Source organism: Janthinobacterium agaricidamnosum NBRC 102515 = DSM 9628, assembly GCF_000723165.1.
GTDB classification, from domain to species: domain Bacteria; phylum Pseudomonadota; class Gammaproteobacteria; order Burkholderiales; family Burkholderiaceae_D; genus Janthinobacterium; species Janthinobacterium agaricidamnosum.
The window spans coordinates 5,106,276-5,131,904 of sequence record NZ_HG322949.1 but is presented as its reverse complement, the minus strand read 5'-3'; the positions used below and the strand labels follow the sequence as shown (position 1 = coordinate 5,131,904).

Here is a 25,629-nt window from a genome sequence, read left to right as displayed (position 1 = left end):
GTTTCCTTATTCCGTGGCGCCGAGGATGCGGTCGATCTCGGCGGCGGCTTGATGCGCTTCGGACAATGCGCGCAGGTATTGGGATTTGGCTTGCAGCAAAGTGCGCTGGGCGTCGAGCACGTCGAGGAAGGCGAATTTGCCGAACTCGAAACCCTTGGACGCGGCGTCGTAGGCGCTTTGCGCGCCCGGCAGGATGTCGTTTTGCAGCGCGTTGACCTGGTGCCGCGCGCCGGCCAGCCGCTCGCTGGCCTCGGCCAGTCCGGTGTGCGTGCGGATGGCGGTGGCGGCCAGTTCATCCCTGGCCTTGTCGCCGCGCCGCAATGCTTCCAGTAAATTACCCTGGTTACGGTCGAACCAGGGCAGCGGCACCGATACGCCGATGATGGCCTGGTTGCGGCCCAGTTCTTCGGGACGCTTGATGCCGACACTGACGGTCAGGTCCGGCATGCGGCGCCGGTTTTCCAGGTCCGCCATCGCCTGGCGCCGCGCCAGTTCGCTGCGCGCCTTCAGCATGGCCGGCGCCTGTTCCAGCCGCTGCGCCAGCTGCTCTGGCGGCGGCAAGTCCGGCAACTGCTCCAGTGCGCCCTCGGCCATCGTGAAGCGCGGCGCCGGATTGCCCCATAAGGCGGCCAGCCGCTGGCGCGCCGTGTTCAAGGCGCTGCGCGCCAGGTTCCAGTCCAGCCGCACGCTCGCTTCGGCGACCCTGGCGCGGGTTTCCTCGACCGGCGACGCCTTGCCGGCGATCACGCGGCGGCCGGTGATGTCGCTGGCACGGTGCGCCAGCGCGCTGGAACTGTCGGCCAGCGACAAGCCTTGCTGTGCGCTCAGCACGTCGAAAAACGCGCCGATGACGGCGGCCCGGGTATCGGCCCGGCGCGCCGCCAGCTCGGCCTGGGCAGCGGATTGCTCTTGCTGCGCGACCTTGATGCGCGCGGCGCGCTTGCCGCCCAGTTCGACCAGCTGGTTCAGCTGCAGCGTGCTGGTGCGGCTGGCCTTGCGGCTATCTTCGACCAGCGTTTGCAATTCCGGGTTCGGCAACGCTTGCGCCTGCAGCGTGGCGCCGCCCAGCGCATCGAGCTCATGTTGCGCGGCGGACAGGTCGGGATTGGCTTGCAAGGCCAGGTTCAGCGCCGCCGGCAAGGTCAATGGCGCGGCCGGTTCCAGTGCCGTGGCGGCAGTGGCGGGCATGGCAAGCACGGCCATGCTGAATGACAATAAAAAACGGTGCATCGAATTCTCCTGAAGAATGGAAGGAATTCGACGAGACCAGGGCATCTTCGCGCTGGGAAATCAGCGTTGATAGTGTATGTGTGGTCCCGTCGAGCTAATCGACGGGAGTCCAATCGGGTGGCTTGGGGCCGTCCGGAATGTGGGAAGCGTAAAAGAAGGGCGATGCGGCGATGGCCACTGAACCCTGGCGCTGCAACATCAGGCTGGCCGGCGCCGGCAGTGATGCCTGGCCGATGCCGTGGCAAAAGTTGCAATCGCTATGCGGCTGGCCGGGCGATTTTTTTTCGGCCGGCTGGTCGGACTTGGCCTGGTGCTGGTGGCCGTGGTGGCCCAGGTGCCGTGCGGCCTTGCCTTCTTCGTGCATGCAATAGGCGCTCGCCGCTGCCCAGGACAACTGGAGCGGAAGCACGAACAACAGCATGATCAGGAAGAATTTTTTCATAAGCGGTGCTTATTGTACCAGCGCTTCAAGGTTGTTTCAGTTCTGTGCGCCAGGTGTGCAAGTACTGGTCGATCGGTGCCGCATGATGGATTTGCGGTTCGGAATGATTTTTTTCGTCATCGGCACCGGCCTGCTTGAAGTCTTCCGCTTCGCGCGCGGCGACCAGTACCTTGGCCTTCTCGAAGGCGTCGATGAAGCTGCTGCTGCGTGGCAAGGCATCCTTGAAATAGGCTTCGCTGAAATAGGTGAATTCGCTATCGTCGGCGCAGCCGAAGGAGCTGCGGTCGCTGCGCGCCGCCGTGATGACCAGGGTATGCTCGTCTTGCAGCGCGGGAATGAAACCGCCCGCATAACAGGCCGACAGCACCACCACTTTCCAGCGGATGCCGCTTTGTTTCAGCAGCGTGCCCAGTTCCTTCGCTTCCAGGTTTTGCAAGTCCATGCCGTTTTGCGCCAGCGACAATTGGTGGTCGGGCGAGCCGTGGCTGGTCAGGAACAGGAACAGGATGTCGTTTTGCTTGTCCATCCTGGCGCCGATGGCCGCCAGGCTTTCGCGGATGCTGGTCACGGTTGCCATCGGCTGTTGCGCCACGGTGTTGCGGCTGTTGAGCAAGACCATCGAGCGGCCCTTGGTGCCGAAATCGCGGTCGAATTGCTGTTGCACGAATGTTGTTTCGCGGTGGAAGACTTCTTGTGCGCCATCGCCGCCGACCGCCAGCAAATACAGATTGATCTTGCCCGGCTGATGCGGCAGCAAGCCGGCCAGCGTGCGGTCGAGCAGGGCGCGCTGGCCATATAGCGCGGTTTCGATATTGGCCCGGGTTTGCCGGTCGGCGACCGGATCCTGGAACTCGCCTTCGCGCCAGGTGCCGCTGAAGGTGCCGCGGCCGTCCGGCTGCGGCTGGGCGTAGGTCAGCGTGCCTTCGCCTTCGAACAGGCCATTGCGGAAATTGCCGCGGTATTCATCGCCTTCGGCGCTGCGCAGATAACCGGGGCCGTCGAATTTCCACTCCTTGAACTGGCCTTCGTAACGGTCGCCTTCCTTGCTGCGCCAGATGATCTTGCCGACCGGCTGGCCGGCGGCGAACTTGCCTTGGTAGACATTGCCGTCGGCATCAGTGAATTTTCCGCTTTGGAACACGCCCTGATGGAATTCGCCTTGCGACACGGTGCCGTTGCTTTGGTGGTAGCTGCCGCTGCCCGAAAACAAGCCCTGCTCGAAATGGCCTTCGTAATACGCGCCGCTGGCATAACTGAGCTTGCCGCTGCCTTGCATTTTCCCATGTACCAGCGGGCCGTAATATTTGCCGCCATCCGCCGTTTGCGCCGTCGGTTGCGGCGAGGCAATCGCAGCGGCGCCGCATACCAGCACGGTGGCGATCGCCAGCCGGGATAACAACGGTTTCCATGGATGCGGATAGATGCGGTTCATGAGTTCGGTTTTTGGGTGGAAAACGGCATAGTGTGCCTTTCTGTTGAAGATTGCGCAATCGGCACGCCAATTTTGATGCCGGCCAGTGCCAATGCCTTGCTGAACTGATAGTATTTCCTATCTGTACTATGGAACCGCCCTACGTCACAATCGGGCACCTCGAAAAACCGTCGCGAGCAAGCTCAATTCCGGGTCAAGTAGCACAGCTGTACGGAGGTACGGAGACGCCGAGTCAGCGAGCAACGCAGGCCCGGAAGTGGGCGGCGCAGTAGGTTTTTCGAGGTGCTCATAAGGAAGATTGATGGAAAACCGTCTCAAGCGTCTCGAAGCCGTACAAACCGTGTTGCTGGAAATCGGGCAAAGGTCGAGCACCTGCAGCGACATCAGCGAATTCCTGCAAGCGGTGCATGCGGCGCTGGGCCGCATCATGTACGCCGCCAATTTTTATGTGGCCTTGAGCGACCGCGACGACGGCCTGGTGCGCTTTCCGTATTTCGTCGATGAATTCGATTTGCCGCCCGATCCGGAGGTGGGCGTCAGGCTGGCGTCGAGCGAACAGTCGCCGACCGCCTGGGTGATGCTGAACCGGCAGCGGCTGGTGATGACGGCGGAAGAAGAGGCCGCCAAGAAAGGCGACGGCAGCACCTGGGGCGGCGGCACCTCGGCCGAGCACTGGATGGGTTGCCCGCTGCTGGACCAGCAGCACCAGGCGCTGGGCGCGATCGTGATCCAGAGTTACGATACGCGGCATACTTTCCACCAGGAAGACCAGGCGCTGTTCGCGCTGATCGCCAACCATGTGTCGAGCGCCTTGCAAGGCATGCAAAGCATGGACCGGCTGGAGCGCGCGGTGCAGGAGCGCACCGCCTTGCTGGCGCATGAAGTGGCGGAGCGGCGCCGCGCCGAAAACCTGCAGCATGCGCTGTATGAAATCGCCAACTTGTCGGCGCTGGCGTCGGACGCCGGCACCTTGTATCAGCGCTTGCATGAAATTATCAGCGAACTGGTGACAGCCAAGAATTTCCTGATCGCCTTGTATCACCCGGACAGCAAGGACATCAGCATCCCGTATTTTGTCGATGAAAAAGATGCCCAAGCACCGGTCCAGCGTTTCCATTACGGCGTCGGCATGAGTTCTTATGTGCTGGCGCGCAAGCAAGCCAGCCTGCTCGATGCGGCCGCTTATGCACGACTGGTGGCCAGCGGCGAAATGGACGAGGCGCTGGGCAATGCCGGCATGACCAGCTGGATGGGCGCGCCGATGCTGCTGGGCGACCGCGCCTATGGCGTGATCATCGTGCAAAGCTACGACCAGTCGGTGATTTACAGCCAGCCGGACCTGGATATCCTGGCCTTCATGGCCAGCCACGTGGCGGTGGCGATTGCGCGTATGCAAGCCGACCGCGCGATACGCCAGGCCAAGGAGACGCTGGAAGAGCAGAATGCGGCGCTCAATTCGGCGCTGACCGCGTTGCGGGAAGCGCAATCGGAACTGGTGCGCCAGGAAAAACTGGCCTCGCTGGGGCGGCTGGTGGCCGGCGTCGCGCATGAAATCAATACGCCGCTGGGCATTTGCGTCACCGCCACCAGCCATCTGGTGCAGGAATTGAAATTGGCCAGGGAAGAGCTGGCCGCCGGCGAGTTGAATGAAGACGGCTTGCAGCAGTTTTTCGACATCATCGACCAGACGCTGCGCATCATGACCACCAATACCCAGCGCGCGGCGGCGCTGGTGCGCAGCTTCAAGCAAGTGGCGGTGGACCAGTCGTCGGACGATATCCGCAGCTTCAATCTGCACAATTATCTGGCTGAAGTGCTGCTGTCGCTGCAGCCCAAGTTGAAGGGCAAGCCGGTCAAGGTGGCCCTCGATTGCCCGGCGGATCTGCAACTGGACAGTTTCCCGGGCGCGGTGTCGCAAATCGTCACGAATATGGTGGTCAATTCTCTGGTGCACGGTTTTGCGGAAGACACGCCGGGCCATATCGCGATCGCGGTGCGGCTCGATCAGGGCCAGGTGTACCTCGATTACAGCGACGACGGCATCGGCATGGATGGCGCGACGCTGGCACAATTATTCGATCCGTTTTTTACCACCAAGCGCGGTTCCGGCGGCAGCGGCCTGGGCGCGCATATCTTGTACAACCTGGTTACCGGCCCGCTGGGCGGCAGCGTCAAGGCCGACAGCGCGCCGGGGCAGGGCTTGCGCTACCGGCTGCGGTTTCCGCAAAGCCGGCGCGCCTGACCTCCGCGCCCGACATCAATCCGGGAAACGCTGGTTGACCGCCAGCGCCTTGTCGATATGCTGGATCAGCAATTCGACATAGAGCGGATCGAGGTGCTTGCCGCTTACTTCGCGTAAATAATCGACCACCCGGCCGACCGGCCATGCTTCCTTGTAGCAGCGCTTGTGCATCAGCGCGTCGAACACGTCGGCCACCGCGACGATGCGCGCGTAGTGGTGGATTTGCTGGCCGGCCAAGCCTTGCGGATAACCGCTGCCATCGAATTTTTCGTGATGCTGGTGGGCGATCACCGCCGCCGCTTTTAACAGCGGGCGCTGCGAACCGTCGAGTATCGACATGCCGACAGACGGATGCTGTTTCATGACTTCCCATTCGCCGGCGTCGAGCTTGCCCGGTTTCAGCAAGACCGCGTCCGGCGTCGAAATCTTGCCGATGTCGTGCATCGGCGCGGCGTGCTTCAGTACCGCCGTTTCATCGTCCGGCATGCCGGACGCCTTGGCCAGCAATGCGCATACCTCGGCCATGCGCCGCACATGGTTGCCCGCTTCGTGCGAGCGCGATTCGACCACGTCGCCCAGACGCAGGATCAGTTCGGCCTGGGTATCGGTGATTTCCTGCGTCAGCAAGATATTGTCGAAGGCGATCGCCACGCCGGAACAAAAGACTTCCAGCAATTGGGCGTCGATGTCGGAAATTTCATCGACGCCTTTTAACACCAGCAACGATGCCTTGCCGCTGCTGTTCGGGAAATAACCGACATAGGTATCGCCATGCAGACGCGAGATTTTGTTGCTTTTCGCATCGTCCAGCTGGGATAGCAATTCAGGATGCAGGAAACCGTCGTCGTCGGTGTCGTTGGCGCCGATGCGCGCCAGGATTTCATAATCCTGCTCGCCGCTGATGGCGCTGGCGCCGCGCAGGCGCAGCAGCATGCTGGTTTCCAGGCGCAGCAGCGCGACCACTTGCTGCAGCAAGCCGCTGGCGAAATCGTGCAGGTTGCGCTGCTGGAAAATATGGGCCGACGCGGCGATCACCCGTTCCAGGCCTTCGCGGTAATTCAGCTGGGCCAGCCGCGCTTCTTCGACTTTCATGATGTCGCGGTAGGCGCGCAGCGCGGCAAAGGTGGTGGTGAACAGCTTGGTGCGGTCGAGTTCGGTCTTTTCCTTGTAATCGTTGATGTCGTAATTGACGATCACCCGTTCTTCCGGCGCCTGTCCGGGCTGTCCGGTGCGCAGCACGATGCGGGTGAACTGGTTGCCCAGGTCTTCGCGCATCCAGCGCGCCACTTCCAGGCCGCTGTCTTCCTTTTCCATCACCACGTCGAGAAATACCAGCGCGATATCGGCCTCGGCCGCCAGCACTTGCTTGGCCTCGGCGCCGCTGTACGCATGCACGAAGCTCAGGCCGCGTCCTTCGAGGCGGAAGCGGTTCAGCGTCAGTTTGGTGATGTCATGGATATCGGGTTCATCATCGACGAGCAGGATTTTCCACGGCGCTAACTTGGGCGAGGCTGAAGACAAAAAAGACATAGGGACGAGTTCCGCAAAAAGGCACAACTGGCGCAATGCTGGACGCCGCGACACAGGGAAGCCCCGAGCTGCATGGCGCTGCGCATTTTTTAGGCGCATTCGATCGATTGTAGACGGACGGCGAGCTATTAACAACATGCAAAAATAATTGCAGATATCACAGGGCAGATATTGCATTGAGCACGTATCAATATAGCTACAGACAATACTTTATTTTTAACAAGATTGCTACTTTAATATTTAAATTATCATGATAGTGCATCATGGCAAGCAAAAGTAACAAAATATTGTTTTCGCTGCCCGCCGCCGGAAAAGGGACTATAGTCAAAATGAAACGCGTTCCAGCTGGGGCGCGGCGCCGTCCTTATCGAAAGGAATTACCATGAAACCTTTTTCCAAAACCTTGCTCGTGAGCTTGTCCTTGCTGGCCAGTAGCGCCGCGTGGGCGGGCGTGACGGTCGATTTCGTCAAGCCGGAACAGTTTTCAGACATGCCTTTTAATCAAAGTGAAAAAGAGGCGGTGCTGGATAAAGTGGGCAAGCACCTGGAATTGCTGGGGAAAAATTTGCCTGCCGGTCAAAACCTGAAAGTGGAAGTGCTGGATATCGACCTGGCCGGACGGCTGCAGCCAAGCCGGCGCGCGCTGGACGATATTCGCATCATGAACGGCGGCGCCGACTGGCCGCGCATGCATGTGACGTATGAGCTGGAAGCCGATGGCAAGGTGATCAGCAGCGGCGATGCCCAGTTGTCGGACCTGTCTTACCTGAACCGCATCAACCGCTACCCGTCCGGCGAAAGCCTGCGTTATGAAAAACAGATGCTCGACGACTGGTTCAACAAGACTTTCAAGCCGCAGACCAGCAGCAAATAAATCGGCTTCAGGCGTCAGTCGATCCAGTTCACTTGCGGGAACCGGCTGCGGAATTCGTCCGGCATCGGCACCACCTGGCTGTTTTTATAGTTAAAGAAAACAAAGCCGGATTTGGCCAGCGCGATCAGTACCTGGTCGCGCGGACGGCTGATGCGGAAGGTGATGTCGCCGCCGTATTTGTTGAAATCCATCACGCCTACTTCGAACAGCAACTGGTCATGCGCATGGGCTTCCGCCTTGTAGGCGGTGGCCAGGTCGGTGACGATCATGCCGGTGCCGTCGCTCTCGGTTTCACGCACGCCCAATTCCAGCAGAAAGCGCGCGCGGGCTTCGGAGATCATCGAAATCATCGAATCGTTGCCAAGGTGATTCGCGCCATTGATGTCGGTCACGCGGACGGTCAGTTGCGATGAATAGCAGTATTGATCTTCAGGAAAATCAAGGTTCAAACGGGCCATGGGGTTCTCTTGGGCGACGCATGCTCAGTCGCAACGCTTTGCGGGAAAAGCCAATTTTAGCGTGTCCCGCCGCAAGATGCGAACGGCGCCAATCGCTGTTGCGGTCCGATTATTGACGGACGATGCGATAGACGCCGCCGGCGCCGCTCAGCATATACAGCTCGTTTTGGCCATCCTGGCCGAAGGACATGATATTGCCGCCCCTGGCGATGCCCCAGTCGTTCGCCTGTGTCAGCGTGCCATTGCGGTAGGCAAAGCTTTTCAGCCCGCCGTCGCAATAATCCGAATACGGATAATGGCCATTCAATTCCGGCAGCGCCTTGCCGCGATGCACGTGGCCGCCAGCTACCATGATCGTATTCGCTGGCCGGCATCGGCGAGGTACAGCCGATTGTCGACCGTATCGAAGGCGTAGCGCCACGGGTTGCGCAAGCCGTAGGCCCAGATCTCGCCGCGCTTGCCGGACTGGTTGATGAAGGGATTGCCGGGCGGAATCAGATACGCTTGCGCGACGGTCGCCGTGCGGACATCGAGGCGCAGCATTTTGCCCAGCAAGACATTCAGGTTTTGACCATTGCCGGGGGGATCGCCGGCGCCGGCATACAGGAAACCGTCGAGGCCGAAGCTCGGCAAGCCGCCGTTATGGCTGGAAAAGCCGGGGCAGTAACAAACAGAGCAGCATTGCGGTCAATCTCGACAGCAATGCCGTATAACAAGTGTGGTAATGGATCAGCATGTCAGCCTCCGGCGGCAAGTGCAACGGTGATGCACCCGGGCTTTTGCAGCTTGAACAGGTGCGTGGCAGGTTCAGGTTCTGTGCTTGCGTGTCGGCCAGAATCATCAGCAGGTCTTGATCAGCCGCAAACACGGCGACAGATAGGGACTGCGCATGGCGTCCGCCGCGTATTGCTGGCCGGCGCTAGAATTGCTCTACATTATCGAGGGGAGAGCGGTATGCTGGAACCTGACGCAGTGACAAATCAAAATGCTGAGCAAAATATCGAAGAGTTATTGCACCTGTTGCAGCTCGATTCATTCGAGTATTTCCTGCACGAATACAACTCCGTCAACGGCCTGATTTGCGATAAGACCCACGCCGGCTGGCCGGCCAGCATCGCCGCGGTCGGCATGGCGCTGACGGTGTATCCGGTCGGCGTCGAACGCGGTTTCATGAGCCGCGACGCGGCGCTGGCCCGCACCTTGCTGACGCTGCGTTTTTTTGCCGGCAGCGACCAGAGCGGCGGTGCCGGCGCCACCGGCTACAAGGGTTTTTATTTTCACTTCCTCGACATGGAAAGCGGTACCCGCGCATGGGGCAGCGAATTGTCGAGCATCGATACCGCGCTATTGATTGCCGGCATGCTGACCGCCGCCGCGTATTTTCAAAACGATACGCCGGATGAAAGCGAAGTGCGCCGCCTGGCCGGGCAATTGTACCGGCGTGTCGACTGGACTTGGATGCTCAATGGCAATACGCTGATTTGCCATGGCTGGACTCCCGAACACGGCTTTTTACCATGGCGCTGGGAAGGCTATGATGAGGCGCTGATCCTGTATGTGCTGGCGCTGGGGTCGCCGACTTTTCCAGTCGGACCGGACAGCTACACGGCGTGGACCGCCAGCTATGAATGGAAGCAGGTATATGGCATCGAGTTCCTGTATGCGGGCCCGCTGTTCATTCACCAGATGTCGCATGTATGGATCGATTTCCGGGCCATCCAGGATGACTTCATGCGCCGGCATGGCAGCGATTATTTCGATAATAGCCGGCGCGCCACGCGGGTACAGCAGCAATATGCGATGCATAACCCGCTCGGCTTCCAGCAATACGGCGAGTTTTGCTGGGGCATCACGGCCAGCGACGGTCCGGGCGATACCAGCAAGAAGATCAATGGCGTCGAACGGATTTTCCACGATTATGTCGCGCGCGGCGTGCCTTACGGTCCCGACGACGGCACGCTGGCGCCGTGGGCGGTGGTGGCGTGTTTGCCATTCGCGCCGGAAATCGTGTTGCCGACCGTGCGGTATTTCCAGAAGTTGCAGTTGCGGGAAGTTAATCCCTACGGCTTCAAGGCATCGTTCAACCCCACCTATCCCTGCGATGCGCAGCGCCGCTGCGGCTGGGTCTCGCCCTATCATTTCGGCATCAATGAAGGGCCGACCGTGATCATGATCGAAAACTACCGCAGCGACCTGGTCTGGTCGCTGACGCGCCAATGCCCGTTTATCAAGACCGGCTTGCGGCGCGCCGGATTTCGCGGCGGCTGGCTCGCATGATGCCCGCTGCTCAGGCAAAGAACCGCTCATCCCAAGCCATCCAGTAGCGCTTGCAACACCACTTCCGGTATATCGCCGATCACCGGCCCGTGGGTATCGGCCGCGCACATGGCGGCGCCGCTCACCAATTCCCAGTGCGCGGTGGTGGACGGGTGCACCAGGCGGATACAAGATACTGAGCAATGAATTGAAGCGCGTCGGCGCATCGAGCGATGGCCGTCTGGCAGCGCCGTTGTTTGATTTGGGCAATCCGTCGCTCGACTGGGTCGCGCTGGCAAAGGGCATGGGCGTCGAGGCGGTCCGGGTCGATTCCACGGCCGGTTTTGATGCGGCGTTTTCCGGCGCGATGTGTCAGCGCGGGCTACGGCTGATCGAGGCGCTGATCGATTGAACATGTTTGCGGCAAGCTGATGCAATGGGCGTGAAGGATTTGCTACATATCAAGACTGATGCTGAAGTTGCATGCCAAAAGTCAACATAGATTGCTGATGAGGCAGATAAGCATTCTATAATCGGGCGCATGAATAAAGCATCGATCACATATCTTGCGGCAGGCTTGATGCTGTTGGCAATCACCGGTCTGGCCGAGGCCGGTAACTTGAATTTTAATGGCGCAACGGTATCGAAATGCGCGCTATCAGGCAAGCAATACACGTGCAGCGCCTTCGATCTGCCCAATTTCAACGATGGCATCACGATCGCCAGCGGGTATACGGTGACGGTGCCGGGCAATATCGCGCTCGGTTTCAACAATGGCTTGACCATGAGCGGCACGGCGGCGCTGGTGGTCAATGGCGACCTCGATATCCGCAATATCAGCACGTCGTTGCTGAATGTCAGCGGCGGCAGCCTGAGCGCCAAGGGCGGCACCTTCAGCATGGGCGGCCAGGCGCAAACCATCGTCGCCAACATCAGCGGTGCCGTCTTGCATATCGGCGATGGTTCGACCACCAACGTCACCGGCACGCTGACCTCCGACGGCGCCATCGATATCGCATCGAACGTCACCATCAACGGACCGCTCAGCGGCAGCACCGTGCGCACCAGCTCGCCTGTGACGATCAATGGCGACGTCAGCGCCAGTACCTCGTTCAACCTGGCGTCGGGCGGGCGCCTGACCGGCAAGCTGGTGGCGCCGCTGGTCAGCATCGAAGCGTCGGGCACCCAGGTGACTGGCGATATCGTCGCATCCACCTCGATAACCGTGGGCTCGGGCAATACCGTCAAGGGCAACCTGACGTCGCCGACGGTGCAGCTCGATTCGTCGAATGTGGTAGTGAACGGCAATGTGACGGCGTCGAAATCGCTCAATCTCGGTTCCAGCGGAAATATTTCGGGCAATGTCATCGGCGGCGCGGTCGAGTTGCAATCGTCCGATGCGACCATCGCCGGCAACGCCCGGGTTGATTCCATCATCCTCGGCTGGCATGGCCGGGTACAGCAGAAAATTACTTGCAATATCTCCACTCCCGCCAACCCATGCCGCTGCGTGAGCAATAACAGCGGCTACGACGCCGGCACCACCCAGGGACCGGTGTGCAGTCCCGGCACGCTGCCGCCCAGCGCCGTCGATCATTATCAGATCACCCATGGCGGCACGGCCCTGACATGCAGCCCGCAAACCGTGACGGTGACCGCTTGCGCCAACAGTAGTTGCAGCAGCACGTATACCAATGGCGCGACGGTGGTGATGACGCCGGGTAACCAGCCCTTCACGATCGGGGCCAGCGGCGTCACCACGGTGGCGACGGTGCAGCAATCGACGCCCGGCGTCAGCAATCTGAGCCTGAGCGGCACGCCGGCGCAAAGCGGCGCGCTGGTCTGCAGGAATAGCGTGACCGGTTCGAATAGCTGTGCGATGGTATTTTCCAACACCGGCCTGGAAATCAGCGTGCCGCCGCAGTTTGCCGAAAAAGCCACGGCTTTTACGATCAAGGCATTGAAGGATCCAGGCGGCGGCCAGTCTTGCGTGCCCTTGTTTGCCAGCAGCAGCAAGAATATCAATCTCAAATGCGGCTACGATAATCCATCGTCCGGTACTTTGCCGGTGCGTATCGCGTCGCAGATCGCGGCCGCCAATGGAAGTTATCTTCCATTGGCGGGCAATGCGGCCAGCGCGTGCGGCAGCAGCGGCGCCAGCGTCAGCCTGGCCTTCGACGCCAATGGCATTGCCCAGCCGGCCATGCTGTACGCCGACGCCGGCCGGGTCAGCCTGAGCGCTGCTTATACCGCGCCCGGCGCCGATGCCAATACCGCGGTGATCGGTTCCGGGCTGGCCATCGTCGCGCCGGCCTCGTTCGCCTTTGGCGGCCTGAACCAGACCTTGCGCGCCGGCGCGGCGCTGCCGGCCACCTTGTCGGCGCTCAATAGCGCTGGCGCGGCGACGCCCAATTTCGGCGCCGAAACGGCACCGCAAACCGTGCAAGTGCTGAAAACCTATGTGGAGCCGGTGTTTGGGACCGGCAAGACAGCGGGCGTCAATCCGGGCCTGAGCGGCGGTTTCGACAATTTCATCAAGGGCGTGGCGGCGGCCAATGGCCTGGCGTGGGGCGAGGTCGGCAAGATCAGCCTGCAAGCATCGCTGAATAATCCCAACGGTTACCTGGACAGCGGCTTGAAGCCGCTCGGCGACAGCGGCGGACTGGTCTTCATTCCCGACCATTTCGACAGCGCCATCATCGCGAACTTCCTCAATGATGGTTTCCCTGGCGATTGCCAGACGGCCTGGCTGCCGTGTGCCGGAGCGGCCAAGGGCAGTACTGGCGTCAAGGGCGTTTTTGTCTACTCGGCGAAAAATTTCGGCGTCAGCGTGCTGGCGCGCAATGCGCAGGGCGTCACCACGCAGAACTATTCTGGCAAAGAAACCGTGAATGCCAATTACGCGAAAGACAGCGTGCTCGAAGCATGGGATGCGGCCAGCGGGAAAAACAAGAATCCACCGGCCGCGCCAGCCAATAATACGCTCAATAATGCCGTGATTCCGCTGGCGTCCTTTAACAATGGCGAGGCCAGGGTGAGCGTCAATTATCAGTTCGCGAATGCGTATGCGGCGGCCGGCAACAGCGGCCAGCTTGCGGCGCCGACCGATATCCTGTTGCGCGCCAGGCAAGCCGACGGTAACGTGACTTCGCTGCGCAATCCGCCCAGCGCCACGGTGGAAGGCCAGTTGACGGTGCTGAGCGGCCGTGCGATGGTGCAACACAGTTATGGCTCCGAACTATTGCCGATGAAGATCAAGGTGTTCGCACAATACTGGAGTGCGGCTGGCGCCTGGAGTAACAATGTGTCGGACAGCATCACCGTGTTGCCGCCAGCCGCACTGGTCCTGGCGAATTGCAAAAAGAACCTTGCTGCCGACAGCAAGGCGACGTGCAAGGCGGCGTTGTCGGTAAAAAATAGCAATGCGCAATTCAGCAATGGCGTGGGCATATTCGGGCTCAATCCGCCCGGCACCGGCAATAACGGCAGCGTCGAGGTGTCGGTCACGAACACGCCTTACCTGCCCGGCACGGTCGGCCGCACCGTGTTTGGGGTGTTGCGTTCGGAACCGGTGATCTACGTCCGGGAAGCCTATTAGCCTATTAATCAGGCAGTTTAAGGCGCTTCAAAGCAAAGCCAGCCAAAACGCAGTAACATGTTTTCCACGTTAATCGCCTCCCTTCATCCACATTTACGCCCACAGGAAAAACACATGACTGCAACTTCGAAATGGATCGACATTCAAGCCGCCGACGGCACCTTCGGCGCCTACCTGTCGCTGCCGCGCGGCGGCAAGGGACCGGGCATCGTCCTGATCCAGGAAATCTTCGGCGTCAACGCGCACATCCGCAGCGTGGCCGACCAATACGCGGCCGATGGCTATGTGGTGCTGGTGCCGGACCTGTTCTGGCGCAGCGGCCCGCGCATCGAACTCGATTACGAGGAAGCCGGCTGGAAACGCGCGGTCGAGCTGATGCAAGCCACCGATAACCCGAACGTGCTGGCCGACCTGGATGCCACCGTCAAGACCTTGCGCGCGCTGCCTGGCGTCGAAGGCAAGATCGCCTCGATCGGTTATTGCTTCGGCGGCCGCTTGTCGTACCAGGTCGCGGCGCAAGGATGGGTCGATACGGCGATCGCCTATTACGGCGGCGGCATCCAGAACAAGCTGGATCTGGCCGACCAGATCAAGGTGCCGCTGCTGATGCATTTCGGCGGCCAGGACAGCCATATCCCGAACGACGCCGTGCAAAAGATCGCCGAGCGCTTCGAAGACCATCCGGAAGTGGAAATCCATATCTATCCGGGCGCCGAGCACGGTTTCAATTGCTCGCACCGGGCCAGCTACCAGCAGCGCGCGGCGGCCCAGTCGCACGGCAACTCGCTGCTGTTCCTGGCTGAAAACCTGTAAAACGGGCAATTGCCTGCAAGCAAGCGAGCCGGGCGCTAAAATAGCGCCTGTGCCGGGAGCTGCCCGGTCCGGATGAGCGTTAGTGCTTGCTTGAAAAATAATAAAGGTAGGATTTAGGAATAAAGATGGCCGAAGTAATCGTGACAGTGAAATTGGCGGCGCCCGCCGAACGTGTGTGGGATTTCATCGGCGGCTTCCAGTCGCTGGTCGAATGGTCGGGATCGATCAAGAGCAGCGTGCCGGAACAGGGCGGCCGCGTACGGCGCCTGAAAACCACCGATGGCGCCGTGATCGCCGAGCGCTTGCTGAACTTCAGCGAAGAAGACCGCAGCTATACCTATGCGATCGTATCCGGTCCTATACCGGTCAGCAATTACCGTTCGACCTTGCGCGTGAGCGGCGAGCCGGGCGCCGCCGATTGCCTGGTGCAATGGTCGGGCACCTTCGATGCGGTGGCTGGCGCGGAAGAAGCCATGGTGGGCGCCTTCCAGCATCTGTATCAAAGCGCGTTCGTCGACTTGAAGCGCATCATGGGCATCGCCGGCGACGTGATCGCCTGATTGGCCGTTGGCTGGAGCTAAGAGCCTATCCCAGTAGATGAATACGCCCTGTTCTGGCGCTCCTCAGGAACGGGGACTGCGTTGCTCGTCGTCGCGTGGCCCGCCACGCGTCCTCCTCACGCCTGGTCCGCGCTCCCGATGCGCGGCCAGAACAAGACGCTCTCACTACTGGGATAGGCTCTAAGTAACCCCCAATAAATTATTGTGATTTCTGACTGCCATAACCGGCGCGTTGCTGTGTTGCTCGCTGCTAGCAGTGCTCGCACTGCGTCGCAACGAGCGCCTTGCACCGCATCCAGTTCTGTTCGTCATAAATTCACAATAATTTCCCGGGGATTACTTAGGTCAGGTTAGCTCGCAGAGCGTAACCCGACATTGCGCCGGTGCAGATTAATCAGCGCCTGACCTTGCCGAACGCGTCGTTCTTGTTCCACACCGGCATGGTCTTGCCGTTCGCCACTTCATAACCCAGGTTCAGCGTAAATTGCGCCTGCTGCACCATGCCCGACAAATCCCAGTCGGCGTGGTATTCGTCGCTGACCTGGTGGTAATCCTTCTTGAACGCCACCATCCGGGCGCCGGACGCGGCCGGGTCCTTGACGAAGTCAAAGTAGCCATCGCCGGAAAACACCGCCGAGCCGACGTTGAACGCCGGCACGCCAGCCTTGGCGAAATTGAAATGGTCGGCACGGAAGAAGGAGCCGGACAAGTCGGGGATCGCCGGCGCCAGCTTCAAGCCCATGGCCCTGGCGACCTTGCCGGCGCTGGCGTACAGGCTGCTGCGCTCGGCGCCGGCGACGCCGATGTCATGCGTCTTGCCGACAAAATTCATGCTGTCCAGGTTCAGGTCGGCGGCGGTTTGCGCCAGCGGCCAGATCGGGTCGCGCACATAGGCGGCGCTGCCCAGCAAACCGGTTTCTTCGCCGGCCGGCCACAGGAAGATCTGGGTGCGCCTGGCCGGATGCTGCACCGCCACTTGCGCCATGGCCAGCAAGGCCGCCACGCCGGACGCATTGTCGACCGCGCCATTGAAAATGTGGTCGGGCTTGTCTTCGCCGACATGCTCGTGATCGATGCCCAGGTGATCCCAGTGGGCCGAATAAATCACTGCCTGCTGTTTCAGCCTGGCATCGGTGCCCGGCACGATGCCGGCCACATTGTATTGCTCGATATGGCGGATCGCGCTATCGAGCTTGACGTGCACCCTGGCGTTCAGCTCGACCGGCTGGAAGTCGCGCGACTCGGCCCTGGCCCGCAACGCATCCAGATCCTGCCCGGCGGCCTTGAACAGGTCGCGCGCCGCGTCCTCCTGCAGCCAGCCTTCCAGCTGGTTGCCGGCGCCTGCCAGGTTGAAGCGTTCATGGTTGAAGCCGTTGACCGGCACGCTCCAGGGATACGACGCCGATTCGGTGGTGTGGATCAGCAACACCCCGGCCGCACCTTGGCGCAGCGCTTCTTCATATTTGTAGACCCAGCGGCCATAGAACGTCAGCGACTTGCCGCCGAAACGGTTCGGTTCCCCGGCGGTTGGCTGCGGATCGTTGACCATCATCACCAGCAGCTTGTTCTTGACGTCGACGCCCTTGAAATCGTCCCACTGCTCCTCTGGCGCGCGGATGCCGTAACCGACGAACACCACCGGCGCATCGAAGGCCACGCTGGCCTTGCCGTTGGAGGCGCCGTAGACGATGCCGCTGCCGAAGGCCGGGCTCAGCGTTTGGCCGCCGGCCTCGAAGGTGACGCGGCTTTCCGGCAACACCTTGCTGCCGACGATATTGAGCGCCTGGCGGTAGCCGCCGTTCTTCAGCGGCTTCAAGCCGATCACCGCCGCCTGGGTTTCCAGGTAGCGCACCGCCAGGTCGCCGCCGCGCTGGCCGGTGCCGCGGCCTTCGAGCAAGTCGTCGGCCAGGAACGACAAGTGGGCGCGCAACGGCGCTTCGCTAACGACCGGCAATTGCTGGGCAAATCCGTGGCTGCTGGCCAAGCCGAGGGCCAGGCCCAAGCCGAGGGCAGGGGTGAAATGACGACGCATGCAAACTCCGAGAAAAGTAAGGGTGGCGGCTGCCTGGGGCGGACAGGCAGCCGATGGGCGGACTTACTCTACAGTATAGGCGGGAAAAGCGCCAAATCGGCCATGCCGGTGCTGCTGGTCGAAAAGTGTAAAAACGTGATGTTACCGACAATATTTGTCATTTTTCGCGCCGATTAGCGGTATTTGTCGGATTTTTGCCTTAAAAATCCGACAAATAATGGATTGCCACAGCACGAATCGTGCCAGTAAAGAGTAAACTAGCGGCTACACTCTTTCGCATTGGGCGATTCGAGCGAACTTGTGAGTGAATTCATGTCTGATACACCAATTTCCCTATTTTCCGACCTTAACTTGAGCGAAGCGCTGGTGCGGGCGCTCAAGGATGTCGGTTACGAAACACCGTCGCCTATCCAGGCGGCCACGATTCCATTATTGCTCGCCAACCGCGACGTGTTGGGCCAGGCGCAAACCGGTACCGGCAAAACCGCCGCGTTCGCCTTGCCTATCCTGTCGCGCATCGATTTGAAACAAGTTGCCCCGCAAGCGCTGGTGCTGGCGCCGACCCGCGAACTGGCGATCCAGGTCGCCGAAGCGTTCCAGGTGTATGCCGCGCATATTCCGGGTTTCCATGTATTGCCGATTTACGGCGGCCAAAGCTACGGTCCGCAATTGTCGGCCTTGCGCCGTGGCGTGCACGTGGTTGTCGGCACGCCGGGCCGCGTCATCGATCACCTCGACAAAGGTTCGCTGGACTTGTCGCAACTGAAAACGCTGGTGCTGGACGAAGCCGATGAAATGCTGCGCATGGGCTTTATCGACGATGTCGAACGCATCTTGCAAGAAACCCCGGAAGGCCATCAAACGGCGCTGTTCTCGGCCACCATGCCTTCCGTCATCAAGCGCATCGCCACCACCTACCTGGACAAGCCGGCCGAAGTGACGGTGGCCGCCAAGACTGGCACCGCCGACAATATCCGCCAGCGTTACTGGCTGGTGTCGGGCATGCACAAGCTCGACGCGCTGACCCGCATCCTGGAAGCCGAAGCATTCGACGGCATGATCATTTTTGCGCGCACCAAGCTGGGCACGGAAGAATTGGCCGGCAAATTGCAGGCGCGCGGTTTCTCTGCCGCCGCCATCAATGGCGACATCCAGCAGGCGCAGCGCGAGCGCACCATCCAGCAATTGAAGGATGGCAAGATCGACATCCTGGTCGCCACCGACGTCGCCGCGCGCGGTCTGGACGTCGAGCGCATCAGCCACGTGGTCAACTACGACGTGCCGCACGATCCTGAAAGCTATACCCATCGGATCGGCCGTACCGGCCGCGCCGGCCGCAGCGGCGAAGCGATACTGTTCATTACCCCGCGTGAAAAGAACTTGTTGAAAGCCATCGAGCGTTCGACCCGCCAGCCGATCGGCATGCTGGAATTGCCGACCATCCAGGCGGTCAACGACGTGCGCATCGCCAAGTTCAAGGAACAGATCAGCCAGACGCTGGCGCTGGGCGAACTGGAACAATTCCAGTCGCTGATCGAAGATTTCGAGCGCGAACAGAATATTCCGGCGATTGAAATCGCCGCCGCACTGGCAAAAATGGCACGCGGCAATGTGCCTTTGCTGCTGGACAAAAACAAACGCGAACCGCAAGCGGCCTGGCAAGACGAGCGTCCGGCCCGCCAGGAACGTTTTGACCGTCCTGAGCGCAATGAGCGCTTCGAGCGCAATGACCGTTTTGAACGCAGCGAGCGTCCGGCCTTCCCTAAAAAAGAACGCATCATGCGTCCGGCCGACGCCGGCATGCAAACCTTCCGCATCGAAGTGGGCCATGCGCACGGCGTCAAGCCGGGCAATATCGTCGGCGCGATCGCCAACGAAGCCGGCATCGATTCGAAAAACATCGGCCGCATCGAAATCTACGACGACTACAGCGTCTTGGATTTGCCGGACAGCATGCCAAACGAATTGCTGGACCAATTGAAAACCGTGTGGGTCGCCGGCCAGCAATTGCGCATCAGCCGCGACGGCGAAGCGCCTAACCTGGCGCCAGCCGCCGCACCGCGCAAAGCCGCGGCCAAGCCATCGTTCAGCGATGCGGCGCTGGCTGCCGCGGCCGCCGCCGAGACCGCTCCAGTGCGTCCGAAAAAAGAAGCCAAGGCCAAGGCCGGCATGACCGCGTACCGGATTGAAGTGGGCCGCGACCATGCTGTGACGCCAAGCAATATCGTCGGCGCGATCGCCAATGAAGCCAACCTGGAAGCGAAACATATCGGCCGCATCGATATTTTCGACGGTTATACCGTGCTGGATTTGCCCGAGGGCATGCCACCCGATATTCTCGACCATTTGAAAAAAGTCTGGGTCGCCGGCAAGCAATTGGAGATCAAGCTCGATGACGGCACTTCGCCGCGCAAGCCTGAATTCAAATCGGCACCGCGTTCCTTCGACGATAAATCGAAATCGAAACCGCGCAAGACCTATAAGTAATGTCAAGTTAATCAGTACTTGAAAAAAGGGACAGGCTGCATGCCTGTCCTTTTTTTTGTCTGTATCGGATTGGAGACATTTTGCGCCGCATTATTTCTCCATGTCATTGTTGGATCACGCATCCACGGCGCACGGCCAAGCCGGATGAAACGCTGTGTAGCGGTTTTAGATCGTTAATTTAATTTATTATTAATTAATAATATCCATGGTAAATTAAATTCTTTTTACCATTTGATATATTGCTGTATAGCATGAGTTTGATTTGTCGCCCCCTGTTGATGTGTTATATTGTTTTTCTGCCTAGACTATGGTAATTGCAAAAAATTAAGGGAGCGACGATGCGGGTCAATACGCCTATCACGCAAAATGAATATGTTTTAAATGACGGCATGACGATTGTTTCCACCACTGATTTACAGGGAAACATTAACTACGCCAATCAATATTTCATTGAAGTCAGCGGCTTTTCAGAGTCCGACTTGATGGGCGCGCCGCAAAACATCTTGCGCCATCCCGACATGCCGCAGGAAGCGTTCGCCGACCTGTGGGCGACCATCAAGACCGGCATGCCGTGGACCGGCATGGTCAAGAACCGCTGCAAGAATGGCGACTTTTACTGGGTGCTGGCGAATATCACGCCGGTCATCGAAAACGGCCGCCCGATCGGCTACATGTCGGTGCGCACCAAGCCGACCCGCGAGCAAGTGCGTGAAGCCAGCGCACTGTACCAGGGTTTTAAAGATGGCAATCCGGCCCGGCTGGCGATCCGCAAGGGCCGCGTGATCCAGCAAGGCTGGGCCGCAAAATTGCATCAGTGGCGCAAATTGAGCCTGGCCGGGCATATCGGTCTCAATGCGATTTTCATCACGCTCGTGCTGATGATGCTGGGCAGCGCCATCTGTACTATCGACGGCAACACCAGCAATGCGCTGCGCAGCTGGCTCAGCGGCGCGGCGGCGGTGTCGGTGGTGGTGATGCTGTATTTCTGGCTCAGCCTGCATAATGCGCTGGTGGCGCCGCTGCAAGAGGCGGTCGGCGTGGCGCGCAAGATGGCCGGCGGCGACTTGACCGGCGTGATCGACCAGGTGCGCGACGACGACATGGGCCAGTTGATGGCGGCCTTGCGCCAGACCAATATCAATTTGCACAGCATCATCGGCGACGTGCGCGCCAATTTCGAGGATATCCGCGTCACCACGGCGGAAATCGCGACCGGCAATATGGATTTGTCGAGCCGTACCGAATCGCAGGCGTCCAGCCTGGAGCAAACCGCCGCCAGCATGGAGCAATTGACGTCGACCGTGCAAAACAGCGCCAGCCACGTGAGCAGCGCCAACGAACTGGCGCTGCAGGCGTCGGCGATCGCCGCGCAGGGCGGCAATATCGTGACGCAAGTGGTGACGACGATGGATGAAATCAGCACTTCGTCGCGCAAGATCCTGGACATCATCGGCTTGATCGACGGCATCGCGTTCCAGACCAATATCCTGGCGCTGAACGCCGCCGTCGAAGCGGCGCGGGCCGGCGAACACGGCCGTGGTTTCGCGGTGGTGGCGGGCGAGGTGCGCAGCCTGGCGCAACGTTCGGCGACGGCCGCCAAGGAAGTCAAGCAACTGATCGACCATTCGATCGCCACCGTCAACGCCGGCACCGTCCTGACCAGCAACGCCGGCGCGACGATGACGGAAGTGATCGCCTCGGTGGCGCGCGTGACGCAAGTGATGGATGAGATTTCCTCGACCACGCGCGAGCAAAACCTGGGCATCGGCCAGGTCAACCAGGCGGTGATCCACATGGACGGCATCACCCAGCAAAATGCCGCGCTGGTCGAGGAAGCGGCCGCGGCCGCGACCAGCCTGGCGCAGCGCACCGACAGCGTGGCCAAATCGATCGGCATCTTCAAATTGAAATCGGTGCCGAAGCACAAGGCGGGCGGCGCCGCGCGCGCGGCGGGGCTGAAATTGCGGCCGGCGTTGAAAGCTCGTTAATCAACGTTCAGGCTCGCTAGTCCGTTGCCGATTCCCTGCGCCGGGTCTTTTTGACCCGGCCATCCGGATCGAACAAGATCACATATTCTCCGTGTCCGTCCGAGCCGAGCGGATACGCATACATCCACACTTGATAACCGCTGTCGAATACCAGCGCCGTGCTCGGCCCCAGCGCCGCCAGCACTTGCGCCCTGGTGCTTTGCCCGACGATGACGTTGTGTTCCAGCGTGGCGTACGGGATGGTCCTGGCGGCCAGCGGCGCGCGCGTGCCGCACGCGGCCAGCATCAGCAGCGGCAATATCGGCAGCAGGTTCTTCATTGCGCCTCCGGTTCGGCTGGCGCATCGTCCATGTACTCGAATTCCAGCAAGGTGTCGTCGGGCCAGCTTTTATCCCACAACGGCGCGTAATACGTCTTGTCGAGCATGACCTGGCAATCGCAATACACCAGCGAGGCCGGAGTTTGTTCGCCGCCGGCGTACAGCAGCTTGAACGGCAGCGCCGCGCGCCGTTCGCCGTCATGCAGCGTCACGCCGAACAGTGGCCGGTCGGTAAAGAACAGGTAATTGCCATCCGGCGTGGAACAGATTTTGTCAGTGTCGTAAAACATGTTTGCCAGCCACGCGATGATTTCCGGATCGTTCGAAATCAGGCCGGAATCCATGCCGGCCCGGCATTCGAGGCGCAAGTCGCCGAGACGCCGCGTATCGGGCGGCAGGCCCGGCGTAACGACCTGTGCGCGCCAGCTCATGCTGGTGGCTTTGCGGTTGGCCACCAGCGCCGCATCCTCGCGCAGCGCCTGGGCGTTGCGCGGCGGCGCAAAGCTGTTGTCGGGCGCCAGCGGCACCGGCACGCTGAGGGTGTCGCCGACGATTTTCAGGGCGATGCCATGCATGTCGATGCCGGGCTGGCGCGGCAGCAGCCGGAAGCGCAGGCTGGCGTTCGGCGCGTACGCATGGTCGCGCTCGAAACGATCCATGCCCTTGACCATCTTGCGATAGGATTTATCGACCGGGTCGCGCGTCGATTGCACGGTGACGGTCGGGATGCCGGCTTGTTGGGCGTGCAGCGGCGTGCACAGGCCGGCAAAGATCAGCACGCCGGAACAGCGCAGCCAGGCCGTCAAGTGAACAAAAGAATAAGGCATGCGGCAATCTTATACCGATGCCGTTTTGCGCCTCGCACGGCTGGACCGTGCGATACGATACGGCGGCTGGACCGTGCGATACGATACGGCGGCTGGGCCGTGAGGCCGATCAGTACTGATTATATTTGCGGGCGTCGCCGCGCACTGGTTCGAGCGGATATTTGGTGCGGTTCAGCTCCATCTTTTCCAGCACCGCGCTGCGCAAGTCGACCTGGTTCTTGTCGGCCAGCTGGATCAGGTACACCAGCACGTCGGCGATTTCATGCCGGATGCCGGTGCGTTTTTGTTCATCGAGTTCATGCTCGGCGCCGGTCGGCAGCCACTGGTAATGCTCGACCAGTTCGGCGACTTCGACCGACAGCGCCATCGCCAGGTTTTTCGGCGTATGGAATTGCTGCCAGTCGCGCTCGCTGGAAAACTGGCGGATCAGGTCGCGTAATTCGATCAGGCTGTCCATCTCCCCTCCGGTTACTGCTGCTGCTGCTGCTGCTGCTGGATTTCTTGTGCGCCTACCCATTTGTGCATGAAGAAGCTCAGCGGATCGTCGTCATAATCGCCGAATGGACCGCGCCGGCGGTAGCCAAGGCTGCTGTACAGTGCGATCGCTTCCGGCTGTTCATGGCCGGTTTCCAGGTTGATCTGCTGGCAGCCCCTGGCGACGGCCTGGTTTTCCAGCAGGATCAGGATCTTGCGCGCCCATCCCTGGCCGCGGTGTTCAGGCCGCACGTACATGCTCTTGATTTCGCCGAATGCCGGCGTCAGCACCAGCGCACCGCAAGCGATGGCCAGGCCGGCCTGGTCGCGCGCGACGGCGAACAGCACGTTCGGCTCCATCAGCGCGTCCAGGTCGAGCGAGTACATCGATTCCGGCGGATACAAGGTCAGCTGGTAGGCGTGCAGGGCATCGATCAAGTCGATCACGTCGGCCTGGTCGGGGGATTCAAGTTGAATAGTCATGTCAGTTCACGTTGGCAGAAGTGGCGCCGCGACACCAGAGCGCGGCGCATGCGCCATGGTATCACTTCACTCCAGCCGCAGCGACAATCCGACCGGCGACATGACAAAACCCATCAACTCTTGCGCTTCCTTGCCGTCCGGCGTATCGACGCCGGCGATGTCGAAAGAGCCGAGCAGCATGGCCATCGCGATCTTGATTTCCAACAGCGCCAGATAACGTCCCGGACAGGTGCGCAGACCGGCGCCGAACGGCATCGTCACGCGCTTGTCGCTGTTCGGCTTGCCGTCGGCCTGCAGCCAGCGCTGCGGATCGAACAGCAGCGGATCCGGGAAGTGTTTTTCGGCGACACTGTCATGCCGCAGCACGCACCAGATCATGGTGCCGGCCGGCACCGCGACATCGCCGATCACCGTGTCGCGCAGCGCTTCGAGCGGAAGGTACGGCGCCACCGGCTTCAGCCGCATCGCTTCGTTGGCGCACGCGCCGAGATAGTCCAGGCTGTCGAGCTGCTCGATGGTGAAGCGGGCCGCGTCCGGCGCGTTGCGGCGTACTTCGTCGCGCGCCTTTTGCAGCGTGTGCGGATGGCGCTGCAGCAGATAAATCATCCACGAAATCGTATTGGCGGTGGTGTCTTCGCCGGCCAGCAGCATGTTGGTCACATTGCCGGCCACATTCAGGTCGGTCACGCCGCTGCCGCTCTGGTCGGCGGCGGCGATCATCGCTTCCAGCAGGTTGGGCGGCCGCTCGCGCCGCGCCGGATTGTCCAGCATGCGCTGGCGGGCTTGGCCGATCAGGTCTTGCACGGCCGTCCGCAGCACCGCCACGCTGCGGTCCAGGCGGCGGTCCGCCGGCAGCTTCACATAACGCCAGTACGGCACCAGCGCCAGGCTGCGCCGCGCCACCGCCGGCAAGATGTCGTCCAGGTGGCGCTGGATCACGTCCTCGCCCGATTCCAGCGTGTTGACGTCGCTGCCGAAGGCCAGCCCGGCGATGATATCGACGGTGTAGCGCTTCAGGTCCGACTCCAGGTCGATCGCCTTGCGTGCGCTTGCGGCGGCTTGCCAGCGCCGCCGCAAGCGCAGCGCTACCGCGACCAGTGCCGGGAAATAGGCCTTGATCGCGGTCGGCGCAAAACCGGCCATCACCATCCGACGCTGGTTGCGCCAGTCGGCGCCCTCGGCCAGGAACAGGCCGGGGATGCCGCCCATTTCATTGGAAATTGTCGCGCTGATGCTGGGCCGGCGGAAACCGTCGGGCCGGTCGCGCAGCACCGCACCGACCATTTCATGGTCGGCCACCACCAGGATCGGCGTCGCACCGAAATACATGCGCATCAGCGGGCCGTACTGGAGAGACCAGCGTTCGACATGCTGGTGGATGCGCTGCGGCTTGATTTGATGGCCGTTGCCGATCAAGGGCAGCGGGCGCGGCCCCGGCAAGTCCTTGATGCGGCGCAAGGGCTGGTCAGCGGTGGTGTCGGGCGTATCGGTATGCATGACGATCTCCGGATGGCAAAGTGGTTTGACCTCTATGCCGGCAACTGTAGAGCGCTGCATGTTATCGGTATTGAACGTTTCCGACAT

Annotated in this window: 23 protein-coding genes; 9 read left to right on the top strand and 14 right to left on the bottom strand. The window is 60.8% G+C overall.

The features are described 5' to 3' along the window. Positions 1-6: 6 nt before the first annotated feature. From GJA_RS22130 to GJA_RS22120, 3 genes are all read right to left on the bottom strand, one after another. On the bottom strand, positions 7-1,230 hold the full coding sequence (locus tag GJA_RS22130) for a TolC family protein (protein ID WP_038496671.1): 1,224 nt from the start codon (positions 1,228-1,230) through the stop codon (positions 7-9). A gap of 94 nt (positions 1,231-1,324) precedes the next feature. Continuing rightward, a complete protein-coding gene (locus tag GJA_RS22125) occupies positions 1,325-1,672 on the bottom strand; it encodes a hypothetical protein (protein WP_038496668.1) in 348 nt (115 codons plus the stop codon). A 25-nt stretch (positions 1,673-1,697) separates the two neighbouring features. Next, positions 1,698-3,104, bottom strand: a complete 1,407-nt coding sequence (locus GJA_RS22120; RefSeq protein WP_051781244.1) for a C13 family peptidase — start codon at positions 3,102-3,104, stop codon at positions 1,698-1,700. 301 nt (positions 3,105-3,405) lie between these two features. Between GJA_RS22120 and GJA_RS22115 the strand changes: the two genes are divergently transcribed. Beyond that, positions 3,406-5,346, top strand: a complete 1,941-nt coding sequence (locus tag GJA_RS22115) for a GAF domain-containing sensor histidine kinase (protein WP_038496665.1) — start codon at positions 3,406-3,408, stop codon at positions 5,344-5,346. Positions 5,347-5,361: 15 nt separating this feature from the next. Here the strand turns inward: GJA_RS22115 and GJA_RS22110 are convergent, their stop codons facing one another. Further along, positions 5,362-6,876: a DUF3369 domain-containing protein gene (locus GJA_RS22110; protein WP_038496662.1), complete on the bottom strand. Its 1,515-nt coding sequence runs from the start codon at positions 6,874-6,876 to the stop codon at positions 5,362-5,364. 382 nt (positions 6,877-7,258) lie between these two features. Here GJA_RS22110 and GJA_RS22105 point away from each other — a divergent pair, with 382 nt between their 5' ends. Continuing rightward, a complete protein-coding gene (locus GJA_RS22105; RefSeq protein ID WP_038496659.1) occupies positions 7,259-7,750 on the top strand; it encodes a DUF3016 domain-containing protein in 492 nt (163 codons plus the stop codon). Between the two features lie 14 nt (positions 7,751-7,764). On the opposite strand, the gene GJA_RS22100 is transcribed toward GJA_RS22105, so the two are convergent. The 3 genes from GJA_RS22100 to GJA_RS22090 all read right to left on the bottom strand — a co-directional run bounded on the left by GJA_RS22100 (position 7,765) and on the right by GJA_RS22090 (position 8,841). Continuing rightward, positions 7,765-8,208: a thioesterase family protein gene (locus GJA_RS22100; RefSeq protein WP_038496656.1), complete on the bottom strand. Its 444-nt coding sequence runs from the start codon at positions 8,206-8,208 to the stop codon at positions 7,765-7,767. 109 nt (positions 8,209-8,317) lie between these two features. Beyond that, positions 8,318-8,560 (bottom strand): hypothetical protein, encoded by a 243-nt coding sequence (locus tag GJA_RS22095; protein ID WP_038496653.1) that lies wholly within the window; start codon positions 8,558-8,560, stop codon positions 8,318-8,320. Then, the gene (locus GJA_RS22090) at positions 8,554-8,841 is read right to left on the bottom strand and encodes a PQQ-dependent sugar dehydrogenase (RefSeq protein ID WP_038496650.1); all 288 of its coding nucleotides are present in this window, start codon (positions 8,839-8,841) and stop codon (positions 8,554-8,556) included. Before GJA_RS22090 ends, GJA_RS22095 begins: the two co-directional genes overlap by 7 nt. Positions 8,842-9,180: 339 nt before the next feature. Between GJA_RS22090 and GJA_RS22085 the strand changes: the two genes are divergently transcribed. Further along, positions 9,181-10,485, top strand: a complete 1,305-nt coding sequence (locus GJA_RS22085; RefSeq protein WP_339325668.1) for a glucoamylase family protein — start codon at positions 9,181-9,183, stop codon at positions 10,483-10,485. A gap of 26 nt (positions 10,486-10,511) precedes the next feature. Here GJA_RS22085 and GJA_RS28540 read toward each other — a convergent pair whose 3' ends face one another. Next, positions 10,512-10,643, bottom strand: a complete 132-nt coding sequence (locus GJA_RS28540) for a hypothetical protein (protein ID WP_277914407.1) — start codon at positions 10,641-10,643, stop codon at positions 10,512-10,514. 29 nt (positions 10,644-10,672) lie between these two features. On the opposite strand from GJA_RS28540, the gene GJA_RS22080 reads away from it, so the two are divergent. The 4 genes from GJA_RS22080 (at position 10,673) to GJA_RS22065 (ending at position 15,435) form a co-directional block, all read left to right on the top strand. Next, positions 10,673-10,876: a hypothetical protein gene (locus GJA_RS22080; protein WP_038496645.1), complete on the top strand. Its 204-nt coding sequence runs from the start codon at positions 10,673-10,675 to the stop codon at positions 10,874-10,876. Between the two features lie 168 nt (positions 10,877-11,044). Then, positions 11,045-14,062 (top strand): polymer-forming cytoskeletal protein, encoded by a 3,018-nt coding sequence (locus GJA_RS22075; protein WP_038496642.1) that lies wholly within the window; start codon positions 11,045-11,047, stop codon positions 14,060-14,062. Positions 14,063-14,176: 114 nt separating this feature from the next. Further along, positions 14,177-14,875 carry a dienelactone hydrolase family protein gene (locus GJA_RS22070; RefSeq protein WP_038496639.1) on the top strand — a complete coding sequence of 233 codons (699 nt, stop codon included), beginning with the start codon at positions 14,177-14,179 and terminating at the stop codon, positions 14,873-14,875. A 125-nt stretch (positions 14,876-15,000) separates the two neighbouring features. After that, the gene (locus GJA_RS22065; RefSeq protein ID WP_038496636.1) at positions 15,001-15,435 is read left to right on the top strand and encodes an SRPBCC family protein; all 435 of its coding nucleotides are present in this window, start codon (positions 15,001-15,003) and stop codon (positions 15,433-15,435) included. A 394-nt stretch (positions 15,436-15,829) separates the two neighbouring features. Here the strand turns inward: GJA_RS22065 and GJA_RS22060 are convergent, their stop codons facing one another. Next, positions 15,830-17,467, bottom strand: a complete 1,638-nt coding sequence (locus GJA_RS22060; RefSeq protein ID WP_038496633.1) for a M28 family peptidase — start codon at positions 17,465-17,467, stop codon at positions 15,830-15,832. A 312-nt stretch (positions 17,468-17,779) separates the two neighbouring features. Between GJA_RS22060 and GJA_RS22055 the strand changes: the two genes are divergently transcribed. Next, a complete protein-coding gene (locus GJA_RS22055; protein WP_081905669.1) occupies positions 17,780-19,954 on the top strand; it encodes a DEAD/DEAH box helicase in 2,175 nt (724 codons plus the stop codon). A gap of 338 nt (positions 19,955-20,292) precedes the next feature. After that, positions 20,293-21,942 (top strand): methyl-accepting chemotaxis protein, encoded by a 1,650-nt coding sequence (locus GJA_RS22050; RefSeq protein ID WP_038496631.1) that lies wholly within the window; start codon positions 20,293-20,295, stop codon positions 21,940-21,942. 16 nt (positions 21,943-21,958) lie between these two features. Here the strand turns inward: GJA_RS22050 and GJA_RS22045 are convergent, their stop codons facing one another. The 5 genes from GJA_RS22045 to GJA_RS22025 all read right to left on the bottom strand — a co-directional run bounded on the left by GJA_RS22045 (position 21,959) and on the right by GJA_RS22025 (position 25,542). After that, a complete protein-coding gene (locus tag GJA_RS22045) occupies positions 21,959-22,261 on the bottom strand; it encodes a hypothetical protein (protein ID WP_038496628.1) in 303 nt (100 codons plus the stop codon). Beyond that, entirely contained in the window at positions 22,258-23,088 is an 831-nt protein-coding gene (locus GJA_RS22040; RefSeq protein WP_144241619.1) for a hypothetical protein, read from the bottom strand. The genes GJA_RS22045 and GJA_RS22040 overlap by 4 nt, the downstream gene beginning before the upstream one ends. Positions 23,089-23,197: 109 nt before the next feature. After that, positions 23,198-23,545: a nucleotide pyrophosphohydrolase gene (locus tag GJA_RS22035; RefSeq protein WP_038496625.1), complete on the bottom strand. Its 348-nt coding sequence runs from the start codon at positions 23,543-23,545 to the stop codon at positions 23,198-23,200. A gap of 11 nt (positions 23,546-23,556) precedes the next feature. Further along, positions 23,557-24,045: a GNAT family N-acetyltransferase gene (locus GJA_RS22030; RefSeq protein WP_051781243.1), complete on the bottom strand. Its 489-nt coding sequence runs from the start codon at positions 24,043-24,045 to the stop codon at positions 23,557-23,559. A gap of 66 nt (positions 24,046-24,111) precedes the next feature. Beyond that, positions 24,112-25,542, bottom strand: a complete 1,431-nt coding sequence (locus GJA_RS22025; RefSeq protein ID WP_038496622.1) for a cytochrome P450 — start codon at positions 25,540-25,542, stop codon at positions 24,112-24,114. Positions 25,543-25,629 lie beyond the last annotated feature (87 nt).